The 24045-nt window shown below is 63.1% G+C and carries 15 protein-coding genes; all 15 read left to right on the top strand.

Features of this window, described 5'->3' with window-relative positions; genetic code table 11:
* Window positions 1-2 precede the first annotated feature (2 nt).
* The 15 genes from HBN54_RS10910 (at window position 3) to araA (ending at window position 23529) form a co-directional block, all read left to right on the top strand.
* On the top strand, window positions 3-1706 hold the full coding sequence (locus tag HBN54_RS10910; protein WP_235955481.1) for a glycoside hydrolase family 43 protein: 1704 nt from the start codon (window positions 3-5) through the stop codon (window positions 1704-1706).
* Window positions 1707-1785: 79 nt separating this feature from the next.
* Window positions 1786-3684, top strand: coding sequence for a glycoside hydrolase family 97 protein (locus HBN54_RS10905; protein ID WP_210428024.1), 1899 nt, complete (start codon window positions 1786-1788; stop codon window positions 3682-3684).
* Window positions 3685-3842: 158 nt separating this feature from the next.
* Window positions 3843-5771 carry an alpha/beta hydrolase-fold protein gene (locus tag HBN54_RS10900; RefSeq protein ID WP_168673222.1) on the top strand — a complete coding sequence of 643 codons (1929 nt, stop codon included), beginning with the start codon at window positions 3843-3845 and terminating at the stop codon, window positions 5769-5771.
* Between the two features lie 97 nt (window positions 5772-5868).
* Window positions 5869-8343, top strand: coding sequence for a glycoside hydrolase family 95 protein (locus HBN54_RS10895; protein ID WP_168673221.1), 2475 nt, complete (start codon window positions 5869-5871; stop codon window positions 8341-8343).
* A 41-nt stretch (window positions 8344-8384) separates the two neighbouring features.
* Window positions 8385-9362 carry a glycoside hydrolase family 43 protein gene (locus HBN54_RS10890; protein WP_168673220.1) on the top strand — a complete coding sequence of 326 codons (978 nt, stop codon included), beginning with the start codon at window positions 8385-8387 and terminating at the stop codon, window positions 9360-9362.
* A 42-nt stretch (window positions 9363-9404) separates the two neighbouring features.
* Window positions 9405-11486 carry an alpha-glucuronidase gene (locus HBN54_RS10885; RefSeq protein ID WP_168673219.1) on the top strand — a complete coding sequence of 694 codons (2082 nt, stop codon included), beginning with the start codon at window positions 9405-9407 and terminating at the stop codon, window positions 11484-11486.
* Between the two features lie 99 nt (window positions 11487-11585).
* Window positions 11586-13145 carry a glycoside hydrolase family 43 protein gene (locus HBN54_RS10880; RefSeq protein ID WP_168673218.1) on the top strand — a complete coding sequence of 520 codons (1560 nt, stop codon included), beginning with the start codon at window positions 11586-11588 and terminating at the stop codon, window positions 13143-13145.
* A gap of 266 nt (window positions 13146-13411) precedes the next feature.
* Complete coding sequence (locus HBN54_RS10875; RefSeq protein ID WP_168673217.1) at window positions 13412-14755, top strand: family 43 glycosylhydrolase; 1344 nt, start codon at window positions 13412-13414, stop codon at window positions 14753-14755.
* A 141-nt stretch (window positions 14756-14896) separates the two neighbouring features.
* On the top strand, window positions 14897-17566 hold the full coding sequence (locus HBN54_RS10870; RefSeq protein WP_168673216.1) for a glycoside hydrolase family 3 C-terminal domain-containing protein: 2670 nt from the start codon (window positions 14897-14899) through the stop codon (window positions 17564-17566).
* Between the two features lie 155 nt (window positions 17567-17721).
* A complete protein-coding gene (locus HBN54_RS10865) occupies window positions 17722-17904 on the top strand; it encodes a hypothetical protein (protein WP_168673215.1) in 183 nt (60 codons plus the stop codon).
* Window positions 17901-18065 carry a hypothetical protein gene (locus HBN54_RS10860; RefSeq protein WP_168673214.1) on the top strand — a complete coding sequence of 55 codons (165 nt, stop codon included), beginning with the start codon at window positions 17901-17903 and terminating at the stop codon, window positions 18063-18065. Before HBN54_RS10865 ends, HBN54_RS10860 begins: the two co-directional genes overlap by 4 nt.
* 40 nt (window positions 18066-18105) lie before the next feature.
* The gene (locus tag HBN54_RS10855; protein ID WP_168673213.1) at window positions 18106-19317 is read left to right on the top strand and encodes an aldose epimerase family protein; all 1212 of its coding nucleotides are present in this window, start codon (window positions 18106-18108) and stop codon (window positions 19315-19317) included.
* Between the two features lie 177 nt (window positions 19318-19494).
* A complete protein-coding gene (locus HBN54_RS10850; RefSeq protein WP_168673212.1) occupies window positions 19495-21243 on the top strand; it encodes a ribulokinase in 1749 nt (582 codons plus the stop codon).
* A complete protein-coding gene (locus HBN54_RS10845; protein ID WP_168673211.1) occupies window positions 21243-21944 on the top strand; it encodes an L-ribulose-5-phosphate 4-epimerase in 702 nt (233 codons plus the stop codon). The genes HBN54_RS10850 and HBN54_RS10845 overlap by 1 nt, the downstream gene beginning before the upstream one ends.
* Before the next feature lie 94 nt (window positions 21945-22038).
* Window positions 22039-23529, top strand: coding sequence for an L-arabinose isomerase (gene araA, locus HBN54_RS10840; protein ID WP_168673210.1), 1491 nt, complete (start codon window positions 22039-22041; stop codon window positions 23527-23529).
* The last annotated feature ends 516 nt before the right edge of the window (window positions 23530-24045 follow it).

Raw genomic sequence — 24045 nt, 5'->3', positions numbered from 1 at the left:
TTATGAAACCTGTATTCCAAAACATGAAAATCAAACACCTGGGCACGTCTGTCGCCCTTGCGGTGAGCTTACTGCTACCCAACTTTGGCGCACTTGCACAATCGATTGAGCTAGTAAACCCCATTCTGACGGGCTTTTATCCCGACCCCAGCATCGTGAAGGTGGGGCCGGATTACTACCTGGTCAACTCCACGTTTGCCTACTTCCCCGGCATCCCGGTGATGCACAGCCGCGACCTCAAAAACTGGAAGCAGGTGGGCAACGTCATCAGCCGGCCCTCGCAGATGAACTTCCTGGGCGACCGCATGACGCGCGGCCTGTTTGCGCCGGCCATCGAGTACCACAACGGCACCTACTACGTCACCTGCACGCTGATTGACCACAAGGGCAATTTCGTGGTGACGGCCAAGAACCCCGCCGGGCCCTGGAGCGACCCCACGTTTCTGCCCGAGGTGCGCGGCATCGACCCTTCGCTGTATTTCGAGGGCGACAAGGCCTACGTGATTTATAACAGCGACCCGCCCGGCACGCCCCTGTATTCGGGCCACCGCTCCATCAAGATTATCGAGCTGAACCCGAGCACGCTGCAGACGGTGGGCGAGGCCAAAATCGTAGTCAACGGCGGCGTGGATATCAGCAAAAAGCCGGTCTGGATTGAGGGGCCGCACCTGATGAAGCGGGGCGACTGGTACTACCTCTACGCGGCCGAGGGCGGCACGTCTGTGAACCACACGGAGGTCGTTTTCCGCAGCCGGGCGGCGCTGGGGCCCTTTGTGCCCTACGAGAAGAACCCGATTCTCTCGCAGCGTGAGCTGCCGAAGGACCGCAAAGACCCCATCACCTCAGCCGGGCACGCGCAGTTCGTGGAAGGGCCCGATGGCAAGACCTACGCCATTTTCCTGGCCGTGCGGCCCTACGAAGGCAATTTCTACAACACCGGCCGCGAGACGTTCATCGTGCCCGTGGTGTGGAAAGACGAGTGGCCCATGATGGACCCTGGCCCCAACGGCGTGCAGTACAGCTACAAGGCCAATTTCCCCGAAGTGAAGCAGCCCGGCGCCCGCCCGCAGAGCGGCAATTTCGGATACACCCTCACCTTCGAAAAGGAACTGGACCCGGCCCTGCTGTTTATGCGCACGGAGGACAAGGCGAGCTATGCGCTGAGCAAAGCCCAGGGCCTCACCCTCAAGCTCAAGCCCGAAACCTGCGCCGAAACCGGCAACCCGTCCTTCATCGGCAAGCGCCAGCAGCACATGTACTGCACCGCCGAAACGGAGCTGACTTTCGTCCCGAAAGCGGCCAACGAGCAGGCGGGCCTGGTCATTTTTCAAGATGAGAAGCACTTCTATTTCCTCGGCAAATCGGTGGCCGAGGGCAAGCCCGTGCTCCAGCTCTTCAAGAGCACCGACGACGTGAAGAAGCCGGAGCTGCTGTCCACCGCGCCGCTGAAATCGGCCACGGCCGCCGTGCAGCTACGCATTCAGGCCCAGGCCGATGCCTATAGCTTCGAGTACTCGGAAAATGGCAAAACCTGGACGACGCTCAAGGATAAGGTCGATGGCAAATTCCTGAGCACCCAAGTGGCGGGCGGCTTCATCGGCTGCCTGTTCGGGATGTACGCCACCTCCGCGGGCCAGCCCACCACCAACGCGGCCTCCTTCAAGTGGCTGAAATACGCGGGCAACGACCCCATGTATAAGAAATAAGGCCAAGGATATTACCTGCTGCCAACATTCTGACTGCCTATTGATTACTATGCGATTCCCTTTTCTTTTTGGTGCTTTTATGCTTGTTGCCGCTAGCGTTCGGGGCGCTGGGCCGGTGGTGGTCAGCAGCCCCGACGGGGCCGTGCAGGTGACCGTGGCTGTGGACCCCCAGGGCCAGCCCACCTACGCCGTGCGCTACCGCGCCGCCGAGGTGCTGCGCCCCTCCCGCCTGGGCCTGCAGCTGGCCGGTACCGACCTCTCGCAGGGCCTGAAACTGGCCCGCGCCGACAAGGTGACCGCAGTGGCCGATGACTACCAGCTGGCCACGGATAAGCGCGCCAATTGCCGCTACCGGGCCAACCGCCGGGTGGTGCACTTCGCGGGTCGGGCCGGGGCGCCCACGCTGAGCGTGGTGTTCCAAGTGTCGAACGACGGGGTAGCGTTTCAGTACCTCATCGAAGGCAAAAGTGCCGACGTGCAGCGCATCTCGGCCGAGGCTACCAGCTTCCACCTACCGGCCGCGGCTAAGGGCTGGCTGCACCCGCACGCGGTGGCCCAGACCGGCTTTGCTAATACCCAGCCCAGCTACGAGGAGTATTACCAGCGCGGCATTGCGGCCGGAACTCCCTCCACGCTGGGGCAGGGGTGGTCGTTTCCGGCGCTGTTTTCGGTGGGGAGTAACTGGGTGCTGCTGACCGAGGCGGGCATGGGCCGCAGCTACTGCGGCACCCATTTGGCCCATACCTCGCCCGATGCCGACTACAGCATCGCCTTCCCGCAGGCCCCCGAAAAAACCACGCCCGAGGCGGCGCTGCTGCCGGAAAGCCGGCTGCCCTGGCGCTCGCCCTGGCGCGTGATTGAGGTAGGCAATTCGCTGGCCGCCATCGTGGAATCGACGCTGACCACCGACGTGAGCGCGCCCGCCCAAACGGCCCTGCTGCCGGAGGCGCCGGGCAAGTCGTCGTGGTCGTGGGTGCTGCTGGGTGACAAGAACACGACTTACGACGTGCAGCGGCGCTTTATCGACTACTCGGCCGCTATGGGCTGGCTCTACTGTCTGGTCGATGCGCTGTGGGACACGCAGATTGGCTACGAGAAAACCCAGGAGTTGGCGCAGTACGCCAAGTCCAAAAACGTAGGTTTGCTGGTGTGGTACAACTCCAACGGCCACTGGAACAAGGCCCCCCAGACGCCCACCAACGTGCTGTTTGAGGCCGAGAGCCGGCGCAAGGAATTTGCCCGCCTCAGGCAGATGGGCGTGGCGGGCATCAAGGTCGATTTTTTCGGTGGCGACGGGCAGTCGTTCATGAACTACTACCAGGACCTGCTCACCGACGCCGCCCAGGCCGGCCTGCTGATGAACTTCCACGGCGCGACCCTGCCCCGCGGCTGGAACCGCACCTACCCTAACCTGATGACGATGGAGGCCGTGAAGGGCTTCGAGTTCCTGACCTTCGACCAGAAAAATACCGACCAGGAGGCCACCCACTGCGCCACGCTGCCCTTCACCCGCAACGCCGTGGGGCCGATGGACTTCACGCCGATGGCCTTTTCGGAAATCAACGGCAAGCAGCGCCGCACCAGCAATGCCTTCGAGCTGGCCCTGGCGGTACTGTTTCAGTCGGGCATTCAGCACTACGCCGAAGTGCCCGAGGGCATGGCCGCTCAGTCCGCCTACGTGCAGGACTTCGTGAAAAAATTGCCCCCGCGCTGGGCGGACGTGAAGTTCGTGGCCGGCTTCCCCGGCGATTACGCCGTGTTGGCCCGCCAAACGCTGGACGGCAAGTGGTACCTGGCCGGCATCAACGCCACCGACCAGCCCAAAGCCATCGAGGTAGACCTGAGCAAGCTCGGCTTGGCCGGCGGCACCCTCATCACTGACGGCGACACCAACCGCAGCTTCAGCACCCGGCCCGCGGGCGGCGCGGCGCTGCGCCTGACGCTGCCGGCGCGGGGCGGCTTCGTGGTGCAGCCATAAGATGCCTTTTGAACAGGTAGAACGTCATGCTGAACTTGTCGAAGCATCTCTACCGCTTCGTTTGCCACTATCCAACGAAGCAGTAGAGATGCTTAAAATTCGCTCATTATGAAGTATTTAACTACCAAAAAAGTCTCTTTCAACACGTTTCCCGCGCTATGAAATTCATCTTATCCTTCATCCTAAGCATTGTCCTGCTGAGCGCCACCGGCACGCTGGCCCAACCGATAGTGCGGGAAGCGCCCAAGGGCTTCGACCAGCCGCGGGTAGGCATTGCCGCCGGCCAGCTCGATAGCATCAGCTACCCTTCTAAAACGGTGGGCACGGTGCGCAGGGCGTTGGTGTACAAGCCGCCGGGCTACTCCAAGGGTAAGAAGTATCCGGTGCTGTACCTGCTGCACGGCATTGGGGGCGACGAGAAGGAGTGGCTGAAAGGCGGGCGCCCGCAGGTGATTCTCGACAACCTCTACGCCGAGGGCAAACTCCGGCCCATGCTGGTGGTGATGCCCAATGGCCGGGCCCTGAAGGACGACCGCGCCGTGGGCAATATCTACAGCCCGGAAAAGGTGGCGGGTTTTGCGGCCTTCGAGCAGGACCTGCTCAACGACCTCATTCCCTACATCGAGAAAACCTGCAAGCCTCTGACTACCCGGGAGAACCGCGCCATTGCGGGCCTCTCGATGGGCGGGGGGCAGTCGCTGAACTTCGGGCTGGGCCACCTGGAGAAGTTTGCATGGGTCGGCGGCTTTTCCTCGGCCCCCAACACCAAAAAGCCCGAGGAGCTGGTGCCCGACCCCGAAAAGGCCCGGAAGCTGCTCAAGCTGCTCTGGATTTCCTGCGGCGACCAGGACGGCCTGCTCGCCGTCAGCCAGCGCACCCACGACTACCTCTATCAGCACGACGTGCCGCACGTGTACTACCTGGAGCCGGGCGGCCACGATTTTAAGGTCTGGAAAAACGGGCTGTACATGTTCTCGCAGTTCTTGTTTAAGCCTGTGGATGTGGCGGCGCTGCCCAGCTACACGGTGCTGGGCACGCCGGCCGCCACTAACGTGCGCAACGCCAAGTACCCCCAGCTGCTGCCCGACAACCGCGCCGTTTTCCGCCTGAAGGCCCCCGGCGTGCAGCAGCTGCAACTGGACCTGGGCCGCAAATACGACATGGCGAAGGACAGCGCCGGTACCTGGACCGTGACCACCGACGTGCTGAGCCCCGGCCTGCACTTCTACTCCCTGTTGCTCGACGGCCTGCCCATCGCCGACCCCGCCAGCGACACCTTCTACGGCATGGGGCGTATGGCCAGCGGCATCGAGGTGCCGGCCCGCGACGGCGGCTACTACGCCCTGCGCGACGTGCCCCACGGCGCCATCCGGCAGCAGCGCTACTACTCCAGCGTGACCAACTCGTGGCGGCAGATGAACGTGTACACGCCACCCGGCTACGAGGCCAGCCCCGCCCAAAAATACCCGGTGCTGTACCTGCTGCACGGCGGCGGCGAAGACGAAACCGGCTGGGCCCGGCAGGGGAAAACCGATTTGATACTGGACAACCTGCTGGCCGATAAGAAGGCCAAGCCTATGCTGGTGGTGATGCTGGACGGCAACATGGGCGGCTCCGGCGGTCTGGCCGGCTTCGGGGAGGCCACGCTCCAGCGCTTCGAGCAGGAACTGAAGCAGGCCGTGCTGCCGCTGGTGGAATCCAACTACCGGGTAGCGCCCGGCGCGGGCAACCGGGCGCTGGCGGGCCTGTCACTGGGCGGTCTGCAAACCATGTACGCCGGCGTGCGCAACACCGACATGTTTCAGTACCTGGGCGTGTTCAGCTCGGGCTTTTTCGCTAACAACCCCAAGCTCTCGGACCCGCAATATGCCTTCATGCAGGCCAACGCCGGCACTATCAACACCAACCTGAAGCAGCTGTGGCTCTCGATGGGCGGCCCCGAGGACATTGCCGACGCCAACAACAAGGTGATGCGGGCCAGGCTGGACGAGTTGGGCATCAAATACGCCTATAGCGAGTACCCCGGCGGCCACACCTGGCCCGTTTGGCGCCACGACCTGTATCAGTTTGCCCAAAAGCTATTTTAACCGCTGCGCGCAAGCCGGGCTACGCCCCACGTCGCCTGTTTTTGGCGCTGCCATTTCAACCACCTTTCCCATCCATTTACGCCCATTTCTCACAAGCATGCTACAACGACTTTTGCTGGCTGGGGTCCTGCTGCTGGGGCAAGGAGTGGCCGTTGTCGCCAAACCCGCGCCGACGCCCCTGCGGCTGTGGTACGACCGGCCCGCCGCCAACTGGAACGAGGCCCTGCCCCTCGGCAACGGCCGGCTGGGCGCGATGGTATTTGGCGCGCCGGAACGCGAGCGGCTGCAGCTCAACGAAGAAACCATTTGGGCCGGCGGGCCCAACAACAACGTGAAGCCTGACGCCCTGCCGGTGGTGCGGCAGCTGCGCACGCAGCTGCTGGCCGGGCAGCTTGTGGAGGCCCAGGCCTTGGCGCAGGCGCAAATGCAGCCCGCCGGCAACAGCGGCATGCCCTACCAAATGGCCGCCAACGTGTACCTGAGCTTTCCCGGTCACGAGCGGGCAACTAACTACCAGCGCGACCTGGACATCAGTCGCGCCTTGGCTTCGGTGAGCTACCAGCTGGGGGGCGTGCGATACCGGCGCGAGGTGTTCAACTCCCTGCCCGACCAGGTGATTATCGTGCGCCTCACGGCCAGTAAGCCGGGCCAGATTAGCTGCCAGCTAGGCGCAGAAAGCCTGATGCAGCACACGTTGCGCCAGGAAAACAACCAGTTGGTGCTCGACGGCCAGGGCAGTGAGCACGAAGGCCAGCCGGGCCAGATTCGCTTTCAGCTGCGAGGCCAGGCCGTGGCAGAGGGCGGCACCGTACAAACTACCGACACGGGCATCCGCATTGAAAACGCCAACAGCGCCACGCTCTACCTCTCCATCGGCACCAACTTCGTCAACTACCACGATGTGAGCGGCAATGCCTCGGCGCGGGCTACAGCTTACCTAAGCCAGGCCGTGGGGAAAAAGTACGAAGCGGCCCGAGCTGCCCACACGGCGGCCTACCAGCGCTACTTCAACCGCGTGACGCTGAATCTGGGCGTGACGCCCGCCGCTGAGTTGCCTACCAACCAGCGCCTCGAAAACTTTGCCCAGGGCCACGACCCGGCCCTGGCGGCGCTGTATTTTCAGTACGGCCGCTATCTGCTGATTTCCAGCTCGCAGCCGGGCGGGCAGCCAGCCAACCTGCAGGGCATCTGGAACGACCAGCTCAAGGGTCCCTGGGACAGCAAGTACACGGTGAACATCAACACCGAAATGAACTACTGGCCGGCCGAAGTCACCAACCTGACCGAGCTGCACCAGCCCCTTTTTTCGATGCTGAAGGACCTGAGCGTAACCGGCCGGCAGAGCGCCCGCCAGATGTACGGCGCCCGGGGCTGGATGCTGCACCACAACACCGATATCTGGCGCATCACGGGGCAGGTCGACCCGCCGCAGTACGGCCTGTGGCCCACCGGCGGGGCCTGGCTGAGCCAGCACCTGTGGGACCATTACCAGTTCACCGGCGACGAGCAATTTCTGCGCGAGTACTACCCCGTGCTCAAGGGCGCGGCCACCTATTTCGTGGATGCCCTGCAGCCCGAGCCCATCCACCAGTGGCTGGTGGTGGCCCCGTCGGTATCGCCCGAAAATACTTATTTACTTGATGGAAAACGCATTGCCATTGTTGCCGGCACCACGATGGACAACCAGCTGGTGGCCGACCTGTTCGCGAAAACCATTCGGGCCGCCGAGCTGCTCCGCCTCGACCAGCCCTTTGCCGATACGCTGCGCACCCTGCGCGCCCGGCTGGCCCCCATGCAGATTGGGCAGTACGGGCAGGTGCAGGAGTGGCTGCAGGACGTGGACGACCCAACCGATAAGCACCGCCACATTTCGCACCTCTACGGGCTGTACCCGAGCGGGCAGATTTCGCCCTACCGCACGCCGGCCCTGTTTGAGGCGGCCCGCACCACCCTCACCCAGCGCGGCGACGTGAGCACGGGCTGGTCGATGGGCTGGAAGGTGAACTTCTGGGCCCGCATGCAGGACGGCAACCACGCCTACCAGCTGCTCACCGAGCAACTGCACCTGCGCGACGGCGCGGGCGGCAACTCGGGCGAGGGCGGTGGCACCTACCCCAACCTGCTCGACGCGCACCCGCCGTTTCAGATTGACGGCAACTTTGGCTGCACGGCGGGCCTGGCCGAGCTGCTGGTGCAGAGCTACGACGGAACCATCGACCTGCTGCCAGCCCTGCCCGACGCCTGGCCCACGGGCGAAGTAACCGGCCTGGTGGCCCGCGGCGGCTACGTGGTCGACCTTGCCTGGGCCCAGGGCAAGCTCACGCGCCTGCGCATCACCTCGTGCCTAGGGGGCAACTGCCGCGTGCGGGTGCACAGCCCTGTGCGGGTGGCCGGCCCCACCCGGCTGCGGCCGGCACAGGGCGAAAATCCCAACCCATTCTACCAGACCCCGACGGTACCGCCCCCGCTGGTATCGGCCAAAACCGTGGCGAAGCAGCCCGCGCTGGCAGCCTCATTCGTGTATGATTTCGCCACCGAAACCGGCCGGACCTACGTGGTGCAGGCGCCGTAACAGACCATTTTCTCCCGTCTACATTCCACAATTTCCGTCATATGAAACAGTACTTCTTCGCCCTGCTCGTTGTCTTAGTCGCCCTGGTGACAGGCACCGACCTGCGGGCCCAGAACCCCATTATCCGCGACGTATTCACGGCCGACCCGGCCCCGCTGGTGTATCACGACACCCTGTTTCTGTACACCGGCCACGACACGGCTTCGGTGAGCGAAACCAACTACAAAATGCCCGACTGGCGCGTGTACTCCACCACCGACATGAAGCACTGGAAAGACTACGGCACGCGCCTGTCAGTCAATACCTTCGCCTGGGCTACCGGCGATGCCTACGCCGCGCAGTGCGTGTACCGCAACGGTAAGTTCTACTGGTTCGTGGCCACGTTTCAGCGCAATGCGGACCCGAACAACAAGGTGGGCAACCGGGGGGCGGCCATTGCCGTGGCGGTGTCGGACCGGCCCACCGGCCCGTTCCGGGATGCCATTGGCAAGCCGCTGATTTCAAATGATATGACCCTGGACCAGAAGCACGGCTGGGACGACATCGACCCCACCGTGTTCATCGACGACGACAAGCAGGCCTACCTGTACTGGGGAAACGGCAGCTGTCGCTGGGTGAAGCTGAAGGAAAACATGACCGAGCTGGCCGGCCCCATCACCGTCTTCAAGCCCAAGAACTACATCGAGGGCCCCTGGGTGTACAAGCGCAAGAAGCTATACTACCTCGTGTACGCCAGCGCCGGCACCAAGCCCGAGATGATTGAGTACTGCACGGCCCCCACCGCCACCGGGCCGTGGACCTACCAAGGCATCATTCAGGGCAACGTGCCTAACAGCGGCACCACCCACCCCGGCATCGTCGATTACAAGGGCAAAAGCTACTTCTTCTACCACAACGGCTCGCTGCCCACCGGCGGCAATTTCCGGCGCTCCATCTGCGTCGATTACCTCAACTACAACCCTGACGGCACCATCAAGCCCATCCTCCAAACCACCGCGGGCGTGGCCCCGGTGAAGTAGCCCGCCTCGCTCACCTTACATCAATGCTCCGGCTCTTTTTTAATGAAATCAATCCTCTTCAGCTTATTACTCTTCTGCGCCACCTTCACGCTCCGGGCAGAAAACGGGCATCAACTGTGGCTGCGGCCGCACCCGGCCGCGCCGGTTACGGTAGTGTCATCCGGCAAGAACTCGGCCCTGCTCGCCACGGCCAAAAGCGAGTTGCAGCAGGGCTGGCAGGGTAGGGCCGGTGCCACCGTGAAGCTGACGCTCAAGAAAGATAAAAGCATCAAATACGATGGCTTTCGCCTGAGCCCGCAGGGAGTCGAGGCTGCTACCGAAGCGGGGCTGCTGTACGGGGTGTATGAGCTGCTGCGCCGCCAGCAGACCGGCCAGCCGCTGACTGAGGTGATTTCCAATCCTTCCTACGAGCACCGGGTGCTCAACCATTGGGACAACCCTGACGGCTCGGTGGAGCGCGGCTATGCCGGCAAATCCATTTTCTGGCGCCAGGACAGCTCGTTTGTGGTGACCGGCCGGGACAAGGCGCTGTGGCAGCAGTACGCCCGCGCCAATGCCTCAGTGGGCATCAACGGGGCGGTGCTCAACAACGTGAATGCCTCCCCGATGATACTCTCGGCCGACTACCTGGGCCGCGCCAAAGCCATTGCCGACGTGCTGCGGCCCTACGGCGTGAAGGTGTACCTGGCCGTGAAGTTCTCCTCGCCGGCCCTGCTCGGCGGCCTCAAAACCTCCGACCCGCTCGACCCGGCCGTCATCGCCTGGTGGAAGGCCAGGACCCGGGAAGTGTACCGGCAGATTCCCGATTTCGGGGGCTTTCTGGTGAAGGCCAGCAGCGAGGGGCAGCCCGGCCCCCAGGACTTCGGCCGCACCCACGCCGACGGCGCCAACCTGCTGGCCGACGCCGTGCGCCCCTACGGCGGCCTGGTGATGTGGCGGGCCTTCGTGTACAGCCCTAACGATAAGGACCGCGCCAAGCAGGCCTACAACGAGTTCGTTCCGCTGGATGGCAAGTTCCGCGACAACGTCATCATTCAGGTGAAGAACGGGCCGATTGACTTTCAGCCCCGTGAGCCGTTCAGCCCGCTGTTTGGGGCGCTGAAGAAGACCGCCGTGATGCCCGAGTTTCAGATTACCCAGGAGTATCTGGGCCAGGCCATCGACCTTGTGTTTCTGGCCCCGATGTGGGCGGAATGCCTGCGGAGCGACACCTACCAGGCCGGCCCCGGCAGCACCGTGGCCCGCTGCACCGACGGCAGCGTGTACCCGCAAAAGCACTCGGCCATGGCCGGCGTCTCCAACGTGGGCCTCGATACCAACTGGACCGGCCACGACTTTGCCCAGGCCAACTGGTACGCCTTCGGGCGCCTGGCCTGGAATAACACCCTCGCCAGCGAACAGATTGCCGACGAGTGGCTGCGGCTGACCTTCGACAACTCGGCCCCGCCCACCGCCAACCAGCCTGCCGCCGACTTTAACGCGGGCTTCCTGACCCCGGTGAAGCAGTTGATGCTGGCCAGCCGCGAGGCCGCTGTGGACTACTCCATGCCGCTGGGGCTGCACCACATCATGTCGGCCACCCACGGGCACTACGGCCCCGGTCCCTGGTGGGCCCCGCCCGGCACGCGCGCCGACTGGACGCCGCCCTACTACCACCAGGCCGCCGCCAACGGCGTGGGCTTCGACCGCACCAGCACTGGCAGCAACGCTGTGAGCCAGTACCACGAGCCCCTGGCCGGGCAGCTTAATAACCCCGCCACCTGCCCCGACGAGTACCTGCTCTGGTTCCACCACCTGCCCTGGGATTTCAAGATGAAGAGCGGCCGCACCCTCTGGGACGAGCTGGCGCTGCACTACGACCACGGGGTGCAGCAGGTGCGGCAGTTTCAGCGCACCTGGGACGCGGCCCGGCCCTACGTCGATGCCGAGCGGTTTGCCCTGGTGCAGAACAAGCTGCGCACCCAGAGCGGCAACGCCGTCATCTGGAAAGATGCCGGCCTGCTGTACTTCCAGCAGTTCAGTCACTTGCCCATCCCGGCCGAGATTGAGCCACCCATGCACACGCTCGAACAGCTGATTGCCAACGATGCGCCGCCGTTGCGGCGGCCGGCTGGGCAGCCGTAGCCCCTTTGCCCTGGCCGTGTCCGGCTTGCCCGTGAAGGAGCTCGAGCCCATTTAGCCGGGCCTAACCAGGTTCAAATGCCCCAACTACCACTGTTAACCATGAAGATATTCTTGCTGCTGCTGGCCGGGCTGAGTCTGTCGGGGCCTGGGCCGGCTGCGCGGGCCCAGGCCCCGACGGCTCACAATCCCCTCATCTATGCCGACGTGCCGGATATGGCCATGATTCGGGTGGGCAAAACGTACTACATGAGCAGCACGACCATGCACCTGAGCCCTGGCGTGCCCATCATGAAATCGACGGATTTGGTGAACTGGAAGCTAGTGAGCTACGCCTACGACACCCTGACCAGCGTGGACGCCATGACCCTAGCTAACGGCAAAAGCACCTACGGTCGGGGCTCCTGGGCCAGCAGCCTGCGCTATCACCAGGGTGCCTACTACGTGAGCACCTTCGCCCAGACCTCCGGCCGCACCCACGTCTATTCCACCAAAAACATCGAAAAAGGGCCCTGGAAAGCCGTTTCCTTCCGCCCCAGCCTGCACGACCATTCCCTGTTTTTCGACGACGATGGCCGCGTGTACATGGTGTATGGCTCGGGCAAGCTGCAGCTGGCCGAGCTCACGGCCGATGCGTCGAGTCTGAAGCCGGGCACCAGCTCGCAGGTCATCATCGAGAATGCCAGCGCCCCGGCCGGGCCCAATATCAATCTGGTGGCCGAGGGCTCGCAGCTCTTCAAGGTCAACGGCAAGTACTACCTGTTCAACATCGTGTGGCCCAAAAACGGCATGCGCACCGTGCTGATGCACCGGGCCGATAAAATCACCGGCCCCTACGAGGGCCGGGTGGCCCTGCAGGACCTCGGCGTGGCCCAAGGCGGCCTCATCGACACGCCCGACGGCAAGTGGTACGCCTACCTATTCCGCGACAACGGGGCCGTGGGCCGCATCCCGTACCTGGTGCCGGTGCAGTGGGCCGACGGCTGGCCGGTGCTGGGCAATCCAGCTGGTAAGGTTCCCGAGACGCTGCCGCTGCCGGCAAACACCTCCCTCATTCCGGGCATCGTGGCCTCGGATGAATTCACGCGCCGGGCGGGCGAGCCGGCGCTCCCGCTGGTCTGGCAGTGGAACCACAACCCCGATAACAAATTCTGGTCCGTGACCGAGTGCAAGGGCTACCTGCGCCTGAAAACCGGCCGCGTCGATACGTCGTTTGTGCTGGTCCGCAACACGCTCACCCAGCGCACCATCGGCCCGGCCTGCACTGGCACCACGGCTATTGATGTGGCCCACTTGAAGGACGGGGACTTTGCCGGCCTCGGGGTCTTGCAGCGGCGCTACGGCTTGGTGGGCGTGCAGATGCGCAACGGCGCCAAGGCCATCGTGATGGTCAGCGCCGAGTCGGAAAAGCCCGTGGAGCTGCAGCGCCTGCCGCTGACGCAGGACAAAGTGTACTTCAAAATAGCCTGCGATTTTCAGGACCGGAAGGATGTGGCCACCTTCTTCTACAGCCTCGATGGCAAGGCGTGGCAGCCGGTGGGCGGCCCGCTGAAAATGGCTTACACGCTGCCCCACTTCATGGGCTACCGCTTCAGCCTGTTCACCTACGCCACCGAGTCGGTGGGCGGGTACGCCGATTTCGACTACTTCCGGATTGAATAATGGTCTTGTCGCCCTCCAAAAACCTCACCCCCTGACTCCCTCTCCAAAAAAGAGGGGGCACCGGAAATGCCCGATAAAACATGATTTTGCTTGATTGAAAAATTCGGTCGGACTCCGCACAAGCTAAAGCGCATGCTACCAGAATCGTCTTCCCGAACCGGTGCCCCCTCTTTTTTGGAGAGGGGGTCAGGGGGTGAGGTTTTCGGAGGGCGACCAGCCAGCACTCAATCGAGACAGAACATCCTGCCCGCATATCCTTGCTCTCCATGACCCAAACCGTAAAAACCTGGCTCATACCCGCGCTGGTCCTGCTTGGACTCCAGCCCGCCCGCGCCCAAAATCCACTCATCACCAACCAGTTCACTGCCGACCCTACGGCGCGGGTGTTCGGCGACCGGGTGTACGTTTACCCCTCGCACGACATTCGGGCCACCCCGGGCCACGGGCGCGCCGGCTGGTTTGTGATGGAGGACTACCACGCCTTTTCCTCCGCCAACCTCACCGACTGGACCGACCACGGCGTCATCGTCACCCAAAACAAGGTGCCCTGGGTGAAGCCCGATAGCTACGCCATGTGGGCACCCGACTGCGTGCTGCGCAACGGCAAATACTATTTCTACTTCCCCGCTACCCCCCAGGATACCACTGGCGGCCGGGGCTTCCGCATCGGCGTGGCCGTGGCCGATAAGCCCACCGGCCCGTTCGTGCCCCAGCCCCAGCCCATTGCCGACGTGCGCGGCATCGACCCCAACGTGTTTATGGATAAGGACGGCCGGGCTTATCTGTACTGGTCGCAGGGCAATATCTACGGGGCGAAGCTGAAGCCCAACATGCTGGAGTTAGCCGAGGCCCCCAAAACCCTGGGCGAGCTGCCCACCAAGAGGTTGAAGGAAGGGCCGTACGTGTTTGAGCGGAAGGGAATCTATTACCTGACTTACCCGCACGTCGCCAATAAGACCGAGCGGCTCGAATACGCCACCAGCACCTCGCCGTTGGGCCCGTTCACGGTGCGCGGGGTGATTATGGATGAGTCGCCGACGGGCTGCTGGACCAATCACCAATCCATCATCACGTTCAAAAACCAGTGGTACCTGTTTTACCATAGCAATGACTTGTCGCCGAAATTCGACAAGAACCGCTCGATTCGGCTCGATAGCCTGTCCTTTTCCCCCGATGGCTCCATTCGGAAGGTGACGCCCACCCTGCGCGGCGTGGGGCTGACCGACGCCCGGCAGAAAATCCAGCTCGACCGCTACAGTCGCCTGAGCACCCAGGGTGCCGCCATCGCCTTCCTGGACACGGCCAACACCTTTGGGGGCTGGAAAACCGTGTTCGGCACCGGCGGCTGGGTGCAGTACAATGGGGTGTCGTTTGGGGCGCAAAAGCCGAAAGCCGTGGTGCTGCGGGGCGCTTCCGCAACCGGGGCCACCCTGCAAATCCGCCTCGATAACGCGACGGGACCGGTGGTGGCGGAGGTCACCCTGCCGAAGGGCGGCGCCTGGCAGGACGTGAAGATGCCGGTAACCGCATTCCGACCGGGCACCCACGCGCTGTACGTGGCGCCGAAGTTCGGGGCGGCCGTGGAGGTGGACTGGGTGCGGTTTGAGTGAACGATGTAGGGGCGGGGCCTGCCCCCGCCCTTCGTTGAACGGAATCGTTGCAACGGCGCGAACGACGGGCGGGGGAAGGCCCCGCCCCTACAGTTCAGATTGCCCATGCAAATGCTTTAAAAACTGATTGAATCCCCCTTTATGAAACTTGCTACTGCTTTACTCGGCCTGTTCCTGCTCACCACCGGGGCCCAAGCGCCGCCCGTGGCCCCGGCCCCGCGCCCGGCCGCCGAGTTCCCGTTCCAGAACCCCGACCTGCCCGTCGACCAGCGCGTTGATGACCTAGTGGGCCGCCTCACGCTACCCGAAAAGGTGTCGCAGATGCTCAACGCCTCGCCGGCCATCGACCGGCTGGGCATTCCGGCCTACAATTGGTGGAACGAGGCCCTGCACGGCGTGGCCCGCACCGGCCTGAAAACCACCGTATTCCCGCAGGCCATCGGCATGGCCGCTACCTTCGATAAGGATGCCATGCTGACCATGGCCACCATGACGTCCGACGAGGCGCGGGCCGTGCACCAGGAATACGTGCGGCGCGGCGAGCGCGGCATCTACCAGGGCCTCACGTTCTGGACGCCCAACATCAACATCTTCCGCGACCCGCGCTGGGGCCGGGGCCAGGAAACCTACGGCGAAGACCCCTACCTGACCGGCCAGTTGGGCTCGGCGCTGGTGCGGGGCTTCCAGGGCGACGACCTAAAGTATTTGAAAATAACGGCCTGCGCCAAGCACTTCGCCGTGCACAGCGGCCCCGAGTCGTCGCGCCACGAGTACAACGCCCAAATCAGCGACTACGACCTGTGGGACACCTACCTGCCCGCCTTCCGCGACCTGATTGTGGACGCCAAAGTAGCCGGCGTGATGTGCGCCTACAACGCCTACGCCGGCCAGCCCTGCTGCGGCAGCGACAAGCTGATGAACGACATTCTCTACAAGCAGTGGCAGTTCAAGGGCTACGTGACCTCTGACTGCGATGGCATCAACGACTTCTGGCAGCACCATAAAACCGACCCCGACGCGGCCACCGCCGCCGCCAATGCCGTGCTGCACGGCACTGATATTGAGTGCGCCACGGGCAAGCTCTTCACCTACAACTCGCTGCTCGAATCGGTGCAGAAAGGGCTCATCACCGAAAAGCAGCTCGACGTGTCGGTGAAGCGGCTCTATAAAATCCGGTTTCAGCTGGGCATGTTCGACCCGGTGGAGCGCGTGAAATACGCCCAAATCCCGCTGAGCGTGGTGGAAAGCTCCCCTCACCAGGCCCACGCCCTGCGCATGGCCCGCGAGTCGGTAGTGCTGCTCAAGAACGAGAAGAACACCCTGCCGCTGCGCAAAAACCTGCGCAAAATCGCCGTACTCGGCCCCAACGCCGACAACGAAAGCGTGCAGCTGGGCAACTACAACGGCTTTCCCACCGACATCGTGACGCCGCTCGAAGGCATCCGCGCCAAGGTGGGGCCGGGCACGGAAGTGGTTTACATTCAGGGCGTGGACTACGCCAGCAACGTGGTGTACGAACCGCTCGACCTGGGCAAGCAGCTGGCCTATAACGGCCAGCCAGGCTTTCAGGCCGAGTACTTCAAGGGCATCACCCTGGAGGGCCCGGCCTTGGCCACCCGCCAGGAAACGGCCCTCGACCGCTACCTCGCCAACGTGAAGATGGAGGTGGCCCCCGGCCTGCTGGCAGAGAACTTTTCGGCCCGCTACCAGGCCACACTCACGCCCGCCAAAACCGAGGAGTTGGCCCTGCAAATCTCGGGCGACGACGGCTACCGCCTGTTCGTGGACGACAAGCTGGTCATCGATGCCTGGGCCGGGCGCGGGTTCTCCACCAGGCAGCACATCCTTGATGTGACGGCCGGCCAGCCGCTGCGCCTGCGCCTGGAATACCTGCAGGTTGACCGCCGCACCATCCTCAAATTCACCGGCGCGAAGGTGGTGCCCATGAACGCGGTCAACATCCTGGCCCAGGTGAAGGACGCCGACGCCATCGTGTTCGTCGGCGGCATTTCGCCCAAGCTGGAAGGGGAGGAGATGAACGTAAAAGTGCCCGGCTTCAGGGGCGGCGACCGCACCACCATCGGCCTGCCCCAGGTGCAGACCGACCTGCTGAAGGTGCTGCACCGCTCCGGCAAACCGGTGATTCTGGCCCTGATGTCGGGCAGCGCGTTGGCCACGCCCTGGGAGGCGGCCCACCTGCCGGCCCTGCTCACGGCCTGGTACGGCGGGCAGTCGGCCGGCACGGCCTTGGCCGACGTGCTCTTTGGCGACTACAACCCCGCTGGTCGCCTGCCGGTGACGTTCTACAAGTCGGAAACCCAACTGCCGGCCTTCGACGACTACAGCATGGCCGGCCGTACCTACCGCTACTTCACCGGCGAGCCGCTGTATCCCTTCGGCCACGGCCTGAGCTACACCACCTTTCAGTACAGCAGCTTAAAGGTGCTCTCGAAGCCTGTGACCGGCCAGCCTATCAGCGTGAGCGTGCAGGTGCAGAACACCGGCCAGCGCGCCGGCGACGAAGTGGTGCAGCTCTACGTGCGGCACCCCGGCGCCACCGGCCGCGTGGCCCGGCACGCCCTGGAAGGCTTCCGGCGCGTGAGCCTGAAAGCCGGCGAGAAAAAGACGGTGACCTTTACCCTGACGCCTCGTCAGCTCTCGCGCCTCGATGCGCAGGCCCGGCGAGTGGAGCTGGCCGAAAAGGTGCAGGTATTCGTGGGCGGCGGCCAGCCGCTGGCGTCGGCGGTGCAGGCCGGCCGCGTGCAGCAAGCCACCGTGCTGCTGACGGGCGCGACTAAGACGATTGACTAAGGCAACCGAAAGAACGGTCATGCTGAGCTTGTCGAAGCATCTCGCGTGCAGTAGCACTCAATGCTGTTGCAACGAAGCGGTAGAGATGCTTCGACTGCGCTCAGCATGACTGTTCTGTGTTATTCCCCAAACCGCTTCATAAATCCATTCCACTGATGAGAAAACAACTTTCCCTGCTGGCCGGCCTTGTCCTGCTGGCTACTCATGCTGCGCTGGCGCAGCCCACGGTGAAGGAAGGGCCCGCCGGCTTCGACCAGCCCAAAGCAGGCGTGGCCACCGGCCGGCTCGACAGCATCAGCTACCCCTCTTCTATCGTGGGCCCGGTGCCGCCGGTGTGACAGTTGAAATCTTTAACATACAGCGCCAGCGCGTCTTCCGCCAACGGTTTGCCGGCCGCCAGCCGCGCCTGAGCGTGGAAACCGGCCTGATTCCGGGTATCTACCTGGTGCAGGTGCACAAGGGGCAGGGCCTGCTCAGCCAGAAGCTGCCGGTGCTGTAACGCGTTACCTCCCATTTTTTTCTGCTTTACTCACTTTCCGATGTCTAAACCCCACCACTTTAGCTTGCTGACAGCGGGCCTCTCGGGCGCTCTGCTGCTGGCCAGCTGCGAATCGAAAACCACCACCACCAAAACCAGCGAATCCGCTGACACGGCCTCCGACTCCACCGCCACCGCCAGTGCTGGCGTTGCGGCGGGCATGCCCACGTCGGCCTCCTTTGGCAAAACCACCGATGGCACCGAAGTCAAGCTGTTCACACTCACGAATGCGCACGGCCTGAAAGCCACCATCAGCAACTTTGGCGGCACCGTGACGGGCCTGCAAGTGCCCGATAAAAACGGTAAGCTGGGCGAGGTGGTGCTCGGCTTCGACGACGTGAGCGGCTACCAGAGCGCGGCCTTCCGCAAGTCGACCCCTTACTTCGGCGCGCTGATAGGGCGCTACGGCAACCGCATTGCCAAGGGCCGGTTTACGCTCGATGGCAAGACCTACCAGCTGGTCACCAACAACGGCGAAAACACGCTGCACGGCGGCAAAATCGGCTTCGACCAGGTTGTCTGGAACGCCGAGCCCGGCACCTCGGCCGATGGCCCCACCCTAAAGCTGACGTACCTGAGCAAGGACGGCGAAGAAGGCTACCCCGGCAACCTGAACGTGACCGTGGTGTACACCCTCACCGACGACGACGCCCTCAAAATTGACTACACCGCCACCACCGACAAGGCCACGGTGGTGAACCTGACCAACCACGCCTACTTCAACCTGAGCCACGGCACCAGCAAGGACATCATGGCCCATGAAGTTACCATTCCGGCCGACCGCTACAACGTGGTGGACGCCGGCCTGATACCCACCGGCGAGCTGCGCCCCGTACGCGGTACGCCCTTCGACTTCATCACGCCCCACGCCATTGGCGAGCGGATTGCCCAGGTGCCCGGCGGCTACGACCACAACTGGCTGCTGAACCAAACCAGCGGCCAGCATTTGGCCGCCACCGTGTACGACCCCGCGTCGGGCCGCACCATGGATGTTACCACCGACCAGCCCGGCATCCAGTTCTACACCGGCAATTTTCTCGACGGCACGCTCACGGGCAAAGGCAACACCCAGTACGGCAAGCACGCGGGCTTCTGCCTCGAAACCCAGCACTTCCCCGACTCGCCCAACCAAGCTGAATTCCCCAGCACCGTGCTGAAACCAGGCGAAACGCTGCATTCCACCACCAGCTACCAGTTCGGCGTGCGGAAGTAAGCCCCAAGTGTACTAGACCGCCATGCAGAGCGCAGCCGAAGCATCTCTGCCGCTTCGCCTGTCATCCTGAGTGCAACGAAGGACCTTATTACGTCAGAACGATTCTTTCAGCGGTGAGAGGATGCTTCGACTTCGCTCAGCATGACAAACGAATTTAACTTATAACCACCCATTATCGTGCAAGACCATCCTTCTGATACGGCGTACGTCATTGGCATCGACTACGGCACCGACTCCGTGCGGGCGCTGCTAGTGAATGCCCTTACTGGTGCCGAAGTAGCCCAGGCCGTGCATTACTACGCCCGCTGGAAAACCCTGCAGTACTGCAACCCGGCCAAAAACCAATTCCGCCAGCACCCGCTCGACCACATCGAAGGACTGGAAGCCACCGTGCGCCAGGTGGCCCGGCAGGTGCCGGCCGCCCAGATTGTGGGCCTGGCCGTGGACACTACCGGCTCAACCCCCGGCCCCGTGAACGCCGAGGGCGTGGCCCTAGGCTTGCTGCCCGAGTTTGCCGAGAACCCCAATGCCCTATTTGTGCTCTGGAAAGACCACACGGCCCTGGCCGAAGCCGCCGAAATCAACGATAAGGCGCGCACCTGGGGTGGCGAGGACTACACCAAGTTTGAGGGCGGTATCTACTCGTCGGAGTGGTTCTGGGCCAAGATTGTGCACATCCTGCGCGAAGACGCCGCCGTGGCGCAGGCTGCCCATTCGTGGATGGAACACTGCGACTGGCTGACCCTGCTGCTGACCGGCCAGCAACTGGCCACCTTCAAGCGCAGCCGCTGCGCCGCCGGGCATAAGGCCATGTGGCACGAAAGCTGGGGCGGCCTGCCGTCGGAAGAATTTTTGACGCAGCTGGAGCCCAAGCTGGCCGGCCTACGCAGCCGCCTGTTCGAAGAAACCTACACCGCCGACCAAGTGGCCGGCACGCTTAGCGAAGAGTGGGCGCAACGCCTGGGCCTGACCACCAGCACGGTGGTAGCAGTGGGCTCGTTCGATGCGCATGCGGGTGCCGTAGCGGGCGAAATTGAAGCTTATTTCATGGTAAAGGTGATGGGCACCAGCACCTGCGACATCGTGGTGGCGCCCACCGCCGAAGTGGGCAGCCACCTGGTGGCCGGCATCTGCGGGCAGGTAGACGGGTCCGTGATTCCCGGCATGCTGGGCCTGGAAGCCGGGCAGTCGGCCTTCGGCGACTTGCTGGCCTGGTTCCGCAACATCATGGAGTGGCCGCTGCATCACGTGCTGCCCCAGTCAAAGGTGCTGACGCCCGAATTGCAGGCTGCCCTGCGCGAGGAAATGAGCGACGCGCTGCTGATACAGCTCAGCGAAGCCGCCGCCGCCGTTGACCCCGAAGAGTCGCACGTGCTGGCCCTGGACTGGGTAAACGGCCGCCGCACGCCCGACGCTAACCAAGCGCTGAAAGGCGCCCTGATGAACCTGACCATGGGCACCAGCGCCCCGCAGATTTTTCGCGCGCTGGTCGAGGCCATTTGCTACGGCTCGAAGCAGATTGTGGAGCGGTTCGAGGCCGAAGGCATCCCTGTGAAGCAGGTCATCGGCATTGGCGGCGTGGCTAAAAAGTCGCAGTTTGTGATGCAAACGCTGGCCGACGTGCTCGACCGCCCCATCAAAATTGCGATGTCGGAGCAGGCACCCGCGCTGGGCGCGGCCATGTACGCCGCCGTGGCCGCGGGCGTGCACCCCGATGTGCTCACCGCGCAGAAGAGAATGGGCAGCGGCTTTGCCGAATCCTACACGCCTAACCCCGCCCGCGTGGCCGACTACCAGGTCCGCTACGCGCAGTACCAGGCGTTCGGAAAGTTCGTGGAAAGTACCGTGGACTCTGCGAGTCCGCGAGTGAATGAATCAGAACCAGCCACGTGCGGACTCGCAGAGTCCACGCTACACTCCGCCTAATGAGCCAATACCAGGACCTGAAACAGGCGTGCTACGACGCCAACATGCAGCTGCCCAAACTCGGGCTGGTGCTTTTCACCTTCGGCAACGCCAGCGTGGTGGACCGCGAGAAGCGCGTGTTCGCCATCAAGCCCAGCGGCGTGCCGTATGAGCTGCTGAAGCCGGAGGACATCGTCATTCTCGACTTCGCCAACAATGTGCTGGAAGGCGAAAAACGGCCCAGCTCGGACACCAAAACCCACGCGGTGCTGTATAGTCATTGGGACCACATCGGCGGTATCGTGCACACGCACAGCACCTACGCCACGGCCTGGGCCCAGGCGCAGCTCGATATTCCGATTCTGGGCACCACCCACGCCGACCACCTCACGGCCGACGTGCCTTGCGCGCCGCCGATGGACGACGCTATGATTGCCGGCGACTACGAGCACCAGACCGGCTGGCAAATCCTCAACGAATTCCAGCGGCGCGGCCTCTCGCCCACCGAAGTGGAAATGGTGCTGCTGGCCAATCACGCCCCCTTCACCTGGGGCAAAACGGTGGATAAAGCCGTGTACAACAGTGCCGTGCTCGAAGAAATTGCCCGCATGGCCTACCTCAGCTGCACCCTGCGGCCCGAGGTGCCCCGCTTGAAAGATGCCCTGATTCGCAAGCACTACGAACGCAAGCACGGCGCGAATTCCTACTACGGACAGTCGTGATGTAGCGTGGACTCTGCGAGTCCGCGTGTTGCACCACATGCCCATCCAACCATCCATGCGCGGACTCGCAGAGTCCACGCTACAACTCTAAACCATGATTGACCTCACCCACTACGAAGCCTGGTTCATCACCGGCACCCAGCACCTCTACGGCCCCGAAACCCTGGAAGAAGTGGCCCGCCACTCGCAGGAAATCGCCCGGGAGCTGGGCACCAAGCTGCCCATCAAAATCGTTTATAAGCCCATTCTGAAGTCGCCGCAGGAGATATACAAGCTGATGCAAGAGGCCAACACGGCCGAAAACTGCGTGGGCCTTATTGCATGGATGCACACCTTCTCGCCCGCGAAAATGTGGATTAACGGCCTGAAGATTCTGCAGAAGCCGCTGGCCCACCTGCACACCCAGTTCAACCGTGACATTCCGTGGGCCGACATCGACATGGACTTCATGAACACCAACCAATCGGCGCACGGCGACCGGGAGTTTGGCTTCATCGGGGCGCGCATGGGCATTAAGCGCAAGGTGGTGGTGGGCCACTGGCAGAGCGCGGCCGTGCACGAGCGCCTGAGTATCTGGAGCCGCGTGGCCTGCGCCTGGGCCGACTGGCAGGGCGGCAAGTTCATCCGCTTCGGCGACAACATGCGCTACGTGGCCGTGACTGATGGCGACAAAGTGGAGGCCGAAATTAAGTTTGGCTACGAGGTGAACACCCACGGTATCGGCGACCTGGTGGCCGTGGTAAACGAGGTGAGCGACGCCCAGGTTGACGAGCTGCTGGCCACCTATGAGCAGGAATACGAACTGGCCGCCGACCTGAAAGCTGGAGGTGCGAAGCGTGATTCTTTGCGCGAAGCCGCCCGCATCGAGGCCGGCATGCGCCAGTTCCTGCAGGACAAGGGCGCCAAGGGTTTCACTGATACCTTCGAGGACCTGCACGGCATGGCCCAACTGCCCGGCATCGCCACGCAGCGACTGATGGCCGAGGGTTACGGCTTCGGCGGCGAGGGCGACTGGAAAACCTCGGCGCTGGTGCGCGCCATGAAGGTGATGGGTGCCGGCCTGCCCGGCGGCAACTCCTTTATGGAGGATTACACCTACCATTTCGAGCCCGGCAACGAACAGGTGCTCGGCTCGCACATGCTGGAAATCTGCCCGAGCATCGCCGAAGGCAAGGTGAAAGTAGAAGTGCACCCGCTGGGCATTGGCGGCAAGGCCGACCCGGCCCGCCTCGTTTTCAACTGCCCCGCCGGCCCCGCCCTGAACGCCACCATCGTGGACCTGGGCCACCGCTTCCGCCTCATCGTGAACGAGGTGGAATCCGTGCTCCCGGCCCAGGACCTGCCCAAGCTGCCGGTGGCCCGCGTGCTCTGGAAAATCAAGCCCGACATGGCCACCGGCGCAGCCGCCTGGATTCTGGCCGGCGGCGCCCACCACACCGGCTACAGCCAGAACCTGACCGCCGAATACCTCGAAGATTTCGCCGAGATGGCCGGCATCGAGTTCGTGATTATCGATGCCGATACCAAGCTGCGCACTTTCAAAAACGAGCTGCGCTACAACGACGTGGCATTTGGCGGCCGCTAAATTCGTGATTGCCGAACAACAAATACAGGAAAAAAGAAGGTCATGCTGAGCGCAGCCGAAGCAACGCTACTGCTTCGTTGGAAAGGTTCAGGCGAAGCGGTAGCGTTGCTTCGGCTGCGCTCAGCATGGCTTTTTGATTTAACCCAATGCCTAGAGCATTTTTTAGATTCGTGTACAGGTAGCGCGAACTTTGTAGTTCGCGTCCCCGCGCCGTCAGCGTAGTTCTAACGGCGCGGGGACGCGAACTACAAAGTTCGCGCTACTGCCTGCTGGCCTCATAAGCTGTACCTAAACCCAAAAACTGTTCTTTGACGCACGGTGCTGTTTGGTACCCGGTAGTAGCGCTGCCTTGGCCGTCTGTGCACGGGCACCAAGCAACTGAATTGCTGCTTTATGAACCTGGCCGGCAGCAGACCGAGGTAGCAAAACCGTGTTTTATAAAGCCGTCGAAACCGTCCAGCCGGCAAACAATCAGAATACGCCTCCATTTCGTTCACCCGAATCATTTAGCGGCGA

The sequence above is a fragment of the Hymenobacter artigasi genome (assembly GCF_012275535.1).
GTDB classification, from domain to species: Bacteria; Bacteroidota; Bacteroidia; order Cytophagales; family Hymenobacteraceae; genus Hymenobacter; species Hymenobacter artigasi.
Note: the sequence above shows the minus strand (reverse complement) of the source record. Positions and strands in the feature narration are given on the sequence as shown.